The organism is Microcoleus sp. LAD1_D3 (genome assembly GCF_036702135.1).
GTDB lineage: Bacteria > Cyanobacteriota > Cyanobacteriia > Cyanobacteriales > Microcoleaceae > Microcoleus.
Window position 1 is genome coordinate 1 of sequence record NZ_JAUBSB010000112.1, and the last position, 8,398, is coordinate 8,398.

The window sequence follows — 8,398 nt, forward strand, 5'->3', positions numbered from 1 at the left end:
AAATTGAAAATTTTATAGACCTTCCTGAAATGCAAGACCCTGAAAAACTGGCTGCTATGGTACTCCTCAGAGAATGTTTACCTCCCTCTTACTTTTTAGGGTCTAGATTGCTGTTCATACTAGGCATAAAAATGATTGAGCTATCGCTCACCTATGGGAACAATCCTCACTCTTCAGTTGGGTATATATATTATTCGTTAACACTTGCCTTTGTAGCGCAAGATTTTGAAACCGCCTATAAATTTGGAAGTTTAGCCTTGAGATTGAACGACGACAAGTATCAAATTAAGCCTTATGAAGCATTAATTTTGAATATGTGGGGAGGACATACTTCCCATTACACAGAACATCTCGATCGCTCTAGAGAGCATTTAATGAGAGGTTATTATAGCGGGGTAGAAAACGGTGCTTATCAATGGGCAGGATATTGTGCAGTCAACTATTTGTTTATGTGTTTTTGGGGGATTGATTCGTTAAAAGAAGTATCAGAAAAAATTGATAAAATTACACCCGGATTGAAAAAAGTCGATCCAAACATGGTGCAATATTATTATGCGATTAAAGCAACCATTTATAATTTGATTGAACCCGTTGAGGATTGGAGCGTTCTTGATGAATCTATATGGCCAAATGCCAAAGAGCTCCTTAATTCTTGCCTTGAAAAAAACGATTTACCTACGCTATTTTTAGAAATAGTCTGTAAATTGTCTTTAGCCAACTGGTATTCAGATTCCGAGAAAGCGATAGACTACGCTAACTCTGCCGAAAAATATTTGATAGGCGTGACGGGGCTTTTTATTAATTCGGCTTTCCATTTTCATCAATGTCTAGCCTTATCAGTTGGGTATGACTATGCTGATGGTGAAAAACAGGCACAGTACGTGGAGAAGATTAAATCGAATCTTGAGAAATTCAAACTCTGGAGTAAACATTGTCCGAGTACCTACCTTCATCAACGTCTGCTAATCGAAGCTGAGTTGGCGCGAATTACAGGCAATGTTCTGGAAGCGCAGGATTTGTATGACCAAGCGATCGAGTCAGCCCGAGAAAATAAATTTTTGCAGAATGAAGCGCTAGCGTCGGAACTAGCAGCTAAGTTTTGGTTAGGTAAAGGTAAAGAGAAGATTGCTAAAGTCTACATGAGTGAAGCCCACTATGGCTACCAATGCTGGGGCGCTAAACGCAAGGTGGAAGATTTGGAGGAAAAATACCCGCAGTTGCTGCCAAAATCATCTGGTGGAAAGAGCATTACTTCCACGGGCAGGGTATCAAGCAGTACCTCAACTAGCACTCAGTCAGGGGCAGCTTTGGATCTAGCCACCGTGATGAAAGCCTCTCAAGCCATTTCCGGCGAAATTGTACTGGATAAATTACTTACCTCCTTGATGAGAATTCTCATGGAAAATGCCGGGGCGCAAGTTGGTTCTCTGATTTTAGAATCTCAGGAAAAATTGCTGATTGAAGCACAAGTATCTGTGGATTCAGAACAAGTCACTGTCTTACAGTCAATCAACATTGAAAATAGCGAACAACTGCCACTAGGTGTCATCCAATATGTTGCAAGAACTCAAGAGGATGTCGTTTTATCTGATGCTACTAACGAAGGAGTTTTTACTCGTGAACCCTATATTGTTAAAAAGCAGCCCAAGTCAGTCTTATGTATTCCTATTATTAATCAAGGCAAACTGATCGGTATTATCTATCTCGAAAATAATCGGACTGCGGGGGCATTTACCCCAGATAGATTGGAAGTTTTAAAAATCTTATGTTCACAAACAGCTATTTCGATTGAAAATGCCACACTCTATCAAAACTTAGAAGATAAAGTTAATGAAAGAACCGCTCAACTAGCTCAAGCTAACGGAGAAATTAGTACCCTGAATCAAAAACTCAAAGCCGAAAATGTCCGCATGAGTGCGGAACTCGATATTGTCAAACAACTGCAACAAATGGTGTTGCCCAAACAGTCAGAATTAGAGGCAATTGAAGGCTTAGAAATAGCTGGGTTCATGGAACCTGCTGACGAAGTTGGCGGCGATTACTATGATGTACTGCAACAGGATGGTCAAGTCAAGATTAGCATTGGCGATGTCACCGGACATGGTTTAGAAAGCGGCGTGTTGATGATTATGGCACAAACGGCAGTCAGGACGCTTCATAAAATGAACGAAACAGATCCGGTGAAGTTTTTGGATATCATAAACCAGACACTTTATGACAATCTTCAGCGCATTAACTCGGCTAAAAACATGACTTTAGCCATCTTAGATTATGCCGGAGGTGTCATGAAATTAAGCGGACAACATGAGGAAGTGATCGTGGTGCGCGCTGATGGAACATTGGAGTGCGTAGACACGATGGATTTAGGCTTTCCCATTGGCTTAGTAGAAGAGATTGCCGACTTTATTACTCAAACAGAAGTGCAGTTGAATCCGGGAGATGTAGTGGTGCTTTATACTGATGGAATTCCTGAAGCTAAAAATATTAATAAAGCGCAGTACGGATTAGAAAGGTTGTGGCAAGTGGTGGTTGAAAATCGTCACCGTTCAGCCGCAGAAATTCGGGAAGCTGTTATTGCTGATGTGCGACAGTATATTGGTGTTCAGAGGGTGTTTGATGATATTACTTTGGTGGTGATGAAGCAGAAATAGAGCATTGGTAACAAGTTAGAAGGAAGTAAGTAAGTCGGTGGAAATATTTACAAGTATGTAACGAAAGATTAAGTAACCTGATTGGAGTTAAATTTAACACGTTCTGTAGTATAGTTTCCTCTTTCTGCTCTAACTTCTACCCCATGAATTACAGCATAAGCCAGCTCTAATTCATCCTCAAACATTTTTCCGGCTAATTCATTTTTTTTGATATGTTGCCACTCCAATTCAATTGGATTCATTTCTGAACAATATTTAGGCAAAAAGAAGATGTATAAACCCTGACTTTCCCACTTCGACCATAATTGTTGAACTTCAAGACATCGGTGTATCGGACCGTTGTCTTGTACTATGACCCTGATTCGTCCCAGAGCCGCCGACTCTTCGGCTTCTTTCTCCATCATCTGAATATAAGATTTTCGCTGGACTCCCCCAATCACCAAACCGTAAACAAAGCTGATTAATGGTTGAAAAAATCCGATAATGCTTAACCTACGACCTCGACGTAAGGTTTGTTCGATCTTTTTTTGTTCACCTCGTTGATAATAAGTATAACCAGGCTCGCTCCAAGCACAAAATCCTGATTCATCTAAATACTTTAAGTCTATTTCTCCCGCCGCCCCCGCTAACTCCAACATATCTAGGTCTGTCTGCTTGATTTTTTGTACTACGGGGTCTTGTTTACCTTTATGACTTTTTCTAAGCGAATTTCCAAATGATCCCCTTTTTTTTTAGTACCCGTCTTAACCTGTCGGAACCTAGATGTATATTACGCTCTCTCTCTAATTTTTGAGCTAATTGGGAACTGTTATATGTACGTGGTTCTTCCTTTAGGCATTTTTCTAAAAATACGATGTCTTCTTCACTCCATCGAGGTTTTCTGCCTCGACCTGGCAATTCCCAAAGCCCTTCCATACCTAGCTTTTTCCATTTATGTAAGACCTCTCTCACTGTTTGTGGAGTCCAATTAAAATGAACAGCTATTTTTTCCACGTACCACCCATCTGCATTTAGTCTGATTACAGAAGCTCTGTCTTTGACTTTCTGCGGTACATCCTCAGTTCTAAGTTTTAATAGGGTTTGATCTTGTGAAGGAGTCAAAAATATTCTTAAACGAGCGCCCATATCTGAGTTACCTCGGTAGATATATATTCATGTTTACATATTTTTACATAGTTTGGTTTTTTTGTACCTCCCTACTTAGTTAAGAGTCAAAGAAACAGGAAAAAGAAAGCATGAAGGCGCGGTTTCAACCCGCCGGAATGCAACCTTTGAGAATCCCCTAGACTTTTAGTCAGGGGAGTACGTCAAAAAATACTAGCGCACCGGGCAATGCGTGCAAGCCTATTCTCCCTTGGTATCCTAATTCTTCGCTGCGAGCGATCGCAAAATCTATCGGGAGCATCCCGATTTTGCAAATATACAAAAGTATGATAAAGCGTGCTGTTTTTTGGGAAAACCGACACTTAGCTTCCTCCAAAAATATATTTTAGAGTCAATCAGCCATTTTATAAGAACTGAAGAATAGAGTATCTCAAGAGTTACAATAGTCAATAAATAATTTTGAGGAACTCAACATGACGCCTGACGAACAAGCACGTTTACAAGCTCATACTGCTGAAATCGCCAAAATTTTATACAGAAACACTCCCCGCGAGGCATTAAAAAGCCTGGAAACAATAGAGGGACACTTGAGAAAACAATGGATAGAGATAGTGGGACCCGAAGTTGCTTTTTTATCAAAGAAACCACGGGAACAGACAAAGGACGTCCCGAACAGTAAAAAGTTGTGTGGGTGAATTAAAAATTACCGAAAAACAAGCAGAAAAATTAAATCTCAAAAAATCGACTCGTTTGGCCCCTTTTTTTGAGAAATGCTGTCTGCGACAAGTAGCTTTGTTATCCTATTCCAAGGCATCTCAAGAAATTGAGGTACAGACAGGAGTCAAGATAGGTCATACGAGTTTACATAGATTGGTAGAAAACCAAGATTGGGTTGAACCAGTAGCATACACCCCCATTAAAGAAACCAGTGTGGATGGAGGGAAAGTGCGTGTGAGAGGACTAAAAGGGGAAGGTTCTCACTGGCTCGATTATAAAGCAGTTAGTCTTCATGGCAGCTTTTATGCTGCATATTTTCTGAAAAATGAAGTATTGATTGATTATGTCAATCGTCAGCCGTTAAATTCCCTAGTGACGTGTTTGGGTGATGGACATGACGGAATTTGGAATCTGATCGGTAAATTCAATCCGGATGGTAATCGCCGAGAAATCTTAGACTGGTATCATTTAGTAGAAAATCTTTACAAAGTAGCAGGGTCTAGGAAACGACTGTCTAAAGCCAAAGAATTGTTGTGGCAAGGCCGTATAGATGAAACCATTAAGTTGTTTGAGTTGTGCAGTAGTCGTCAGACTACTAACTTCTGTAAATATCTCACAAAACATCGGAATCGAATTGTCAACTATCAACTCTTATCCAGCCAAAATATTTGTTCTATTGGGTCGGGAGCAGTGGAATCATTAGTCAAACAGATTGATAGAAGATTGAAAATTTTCGGTGCTCAGTGGTGTTGTGAAAATATTAATCAAATGCTCAAACTTAGGTGTGCTTACTTGAATGAATTAATCTAGAATATAGACACCTCTTTTTTATTTTCCTTCCCAACTCCCATACTTTACATACTCGTCTCTCGCCAGTTCGGTTAGCCTGCGGGCGACAACTTTTCCGTTCTATCATGTAGCGCAGGGCGAAAAATTTTGGCTCATATCATACTTTTAACCATTTACAAAACCGGGATGCTCCCAAATCTATCAGAGTTCCACCTACTCCTTTATAAGTAGGAGGATTGGTGATAGCAAGTCGGTTCCAAGGAGCCGTTGCTAGGGCCCTGATATACACCAATCTACGTCTTAATTGAGACTCAATATAGCAGCGTTTTTTTAGGATATCAATTGTCATTAAACCCTGAGTTGTGCCATCGCACTCAATTGCATATAGTTCATCTCCTGGTAAAAATTTAGTTCGATAGCTTTTGCTCACCCAATCCCAGTATTCATCTTCTTCTCCACTACCTCTAAGGATTGGTTCCCAGAGAGTAGCGGCATCTTCTAAATGCTTTTGGGTAACAGATGTCAGGATGGCGTCAACCACCTGCATATCTCGAACTCGAAGAAGCTGGATGGGGCGATTCAATTGCAACACCTAACTCGATAACTAGATTATAGCCTAATACAGTTTTTAACGTTGATAAATTTATGTATGACTGGGTGATTTACACCTGGAATCAACTGAATAGTAAGGGTTATGGAAACAACGTTTGGGATGACTACCGCGCCCTTGATAGCTACAGGCATACAGCTATGGGTAATACCTGGATGCAGTACAGAAGAGAAACTACAAAACAACTTTTATAGAGCTGCCCCCTCCATTTGGAGGGGGTAATTTTTACTGAACGAAATCGCTCACAGGGATGAAGTTGCCAAAACTAGATGCGATTTAAGTTAAAACTATTCACCACATAAACTAAGAAAAACCATGCACAATTCATCGATCGAACCTAATTCCGGCTATAACAACTCCGGTTACGAATCGCAACCCGATTTGACTGTCGGTTACTCATCACCTAGGGAAGTTCGTCAAGGTAATTTTGACGACGCTTACCAAGAAAATGTTTATGATTTGTCCAACTTAGCAGATACTCCTTGGACAGATTCAGCAGTCCGGTCGAATCCACAGTTGGAACTGGAGCTTGATTAAAGAAAAAAGCGAAGATTGAGAAATGCAGTCCTGGACGCATCAACTCAGAAAAAATAGAGCAGCTTTCTTTTTCGCGATTTTAGTTAACATCCAGAGGATTTCCATGAACAGTCCCAAGCCGTTAAAAAAATCAAGCCAGATAGGCTCTGCCTTAATAGCTGCCAGTACACTCTGCCTAATTTTTGCTTTCATCTGCATTACTTTCTTAAGCTTTCCATCAATTGCTAGCGCTAGTTCCTTACCTACTAAAATTTGGGAAAAAGAACAATCAAGAGTTTTGCTGCCAGATTGGAGCCAGATTACTTTCAATTCCCTGCCAGCCGTTGCTAGTTCTGGAAGTTCTGGCGGTCGAAGCTGGCAAGCTGGCACTTCTGTTGACAACATCTTGAAGCTGGGGGACATTAACGATGTAAAACCTAAAATTCTTTCTTTGCAAGCAATTGAACAATTGGCACTAGGCGATACCAATTTAGAGAATATCAGCTTGTCAGCATTTCCCTTAGCTGGTAAGCAAACTGTCGGTCACTTGGCTGAAATTGTTCCAAATCTTAGCCAATTTCAATTGAGCGATGTTCCTCCAATTGCTTCTTTATCTTCTCAAATAGCCGGAGTGAACTCTAACATCAGCCAATTGCCAATTGCTCAAGCTGTAAAACAAGTACCGCAACTAGCACAGGCAAAACTTAACCAAATTGATCTATCTGAGTTTGCGCTCGCCCAAATTCCCAATCTTAATAGCGTAAATTTAGAACAGTTCTCTGGCTGGTCAGAGGAACTCATCAGCAATATTCCGCTCCTGAGTCAAGTCCCGCTTTCTAATTTTCCGGTTCCTATTGCGTCTATTGGCAGCACAATCATGCGAATTGACATGATTTACAGTCGGTACGAGAGCAAGCGCAATAACACAATTTCTGGTTCTGATGTAGAAGGATTTGCGGTAGCCTGCGAGAAAGATTGCGCTTATATCGAACTCGACGACATGGAAAACGCCGGTCGCCGCGCCACAGGGCCGCTAGAAGGCAAGCAGTGGATTAGCGGCAAATACCAGGAAGTGCGAGGCGGTTCTGGCTGTTTGAGCGGTTGGGAACCGACGGGCCGGCATCCTTTTGGGGAAGTGTTTAAAGTAGTGGTAATGGAACTGTCAGAAACCAGCGATACTGTTGACACGGCTCTGTACTTCAGGTTTAGTTTGCCCTGCGGCAAATCGCCTTACATTATTGGTCCGGTTCCGTTTCTCAGTTACAGCGTTAATTCGCCTATGTTTGTCGGTCGATTGGAGGGCGGTTCTTCTAACAGTATTTCGCGTTCAAAAGGCGTCGCATCTGAAACAAAACCTTCAAAGCCGCTGAGTTCAAATCAAACTAAAGAAAACCCTTTACCAACTCAGCCTCTACCTGAATCAAAGCGAGAGTGCGCGCGCCCCGCAACTTACGTTAACGGTGTGGATGTAGCTTCATTAGGGGAGGCGTTAGCAAAGCTTTCCGAAGGAATCGCCAATTTGGAAAATGCAGCCAGTGGCGATTACGAAGCTATTGGCGAGAGGGTTTGTACCGAAGGATCTCGCAACTGCGGGCGGGCGTTCGGTCGCTATCAGTTGATGAGTTACCGGCAAGAGGTGCAGCGTGCTGTCAGCTCAATTCCAGGGGGGGCTAACTTTATCCTGAACGTCAACAAAGGCCAAAAACCTACAAGAGAGGAACTCTTCCAATATTTTCCTCCTGCTGTTCAGGATAAAGTCTTGCAAAATTCTCTAGCTGAAAATTTAGTCAGCAGCCAACAGGAAATTGACCCTAAAACTGGGCAGGTGTTCAAGGGCGATCGCTTAATTGAGCGAGTAGCACAGAAACACTTTGGGGGTTCGGGCAGTAAAATTGATGCCAGCTATTCCAACATTTTAGGTGGCTACTCTCTCACAATACTCCGGACAGTTTTTAAGCAGCCAAAGTACCATAATACAAGACAGAAGGAAGATTAGGATGGTTTAAAATCA

At 41.6% G+C, this 8,398-nt stretch carries 5 protein-coding genes and 1 pseudogene; 4 read left to right on the top strand and 2 right to left on the bottom strand.

Features of this window, described 5'->3' with window-relative positions:
* A partial coding sequence (locus QUA74_RS28845) for a SpoIIE family protein phosphatase (protein ID WP_333336031.1) occupies nucleotides 1–2,651 on the top strand: 2,651 nt, incomplete at its 5' end.
* 68 nt (nucleotides 2,652–2,719) lie between these two features.
* Here QUA74_RS28845 and QUA74_RS28850 read toward each other — a convergent pair.
* Nucleotides 2,720–3,776 (bottom strand): IS630 family transposase gene (locus QUA74_RS28850; RefSeq protein WP_333336032.1). Its coding sequence is split into 2 segments (ribosomal slippage): nucleotides 2,720–3,358 and nucleotides 3,360–3,776, totalling 1,056 coding nucleotides; the frame shifts between segments, so codons are not numbered across the junction.
* Nucleotides 3,777–4,228: 452 nt separating this feature from the next.
* On the opposite strand from QUA74_RS28850, the pseudogene QUA74_RS28855 reads away from it, so the two are divergent.
* A pseudogene (locus QUA74_RS28855) lies at nucleotides 4,229–5,282 on the top strand (ISKra4 family transposase).
* A gap of 136 nt (nucleotides 5,283–5,418) precedes the next feature.
* Here the strand turns inward: QUA74_RS28855 and QUA74_RS28860 are convergent.
* On the bottom strand, nucleotides 5,419–5,844 hold the full coding sequence (locus QUA74_RS28860; RefSeq protein WP_333336035.1) for a hypothetical protein: 426 nt from the start codon (nucleotides 5,842–5,844) through the stop codon (nucleotides 5,419–5,421).
* Nucleotides 5,845–6,186: 342 nt separating this feature from the next.
* On the opposite strand from QUA74_RS28860, the gene QUA74_RS28865 reads away from it, so the two are divergent.
* Nucleotides 6,187–6,408 (top strand): hypothetical protein, encoded by a 222-nt coding sequence (locus QUA74_RS28865; protein WP_333132777.1) that lies wholly within the window; start codon nucleotides 6,187–6,189, stop codon nucleotides 6,406–6,408.
* A gap of 103 nt (nucleotides 6,409–6,511) precedes the next feature.
* Nucleotides 6,512–8,383: a hypothetical protein gene (locus tag QUA74_RS28870; protein ID WP_333336038.1), complete on the top strand. Its 1,872-nt coding sequence runs from the start codon at nucleotides 6,512–6,514 to the stop codon at nucleotides 8,381–8,383.
* Nucleotides 8,384–8,398 lie beyond the last annotated feature (15 nt).

Coding starts and splice junctions, on each gene's coding strand:
- QUA74_RS28865 (WP_333132777.1), top strand. CDS start 6,187: ATGCACAATTCATCGATCGAACCTAATTCCGGCTATAACAACTCCGGT.
- QUA74_RS28870 (WP_333336038.1), top strand. CDS start 6,512: ATGAACAGTCCCAAGCCGTTAAAAAAATCAAGCCAGATAGGCTCTGCC.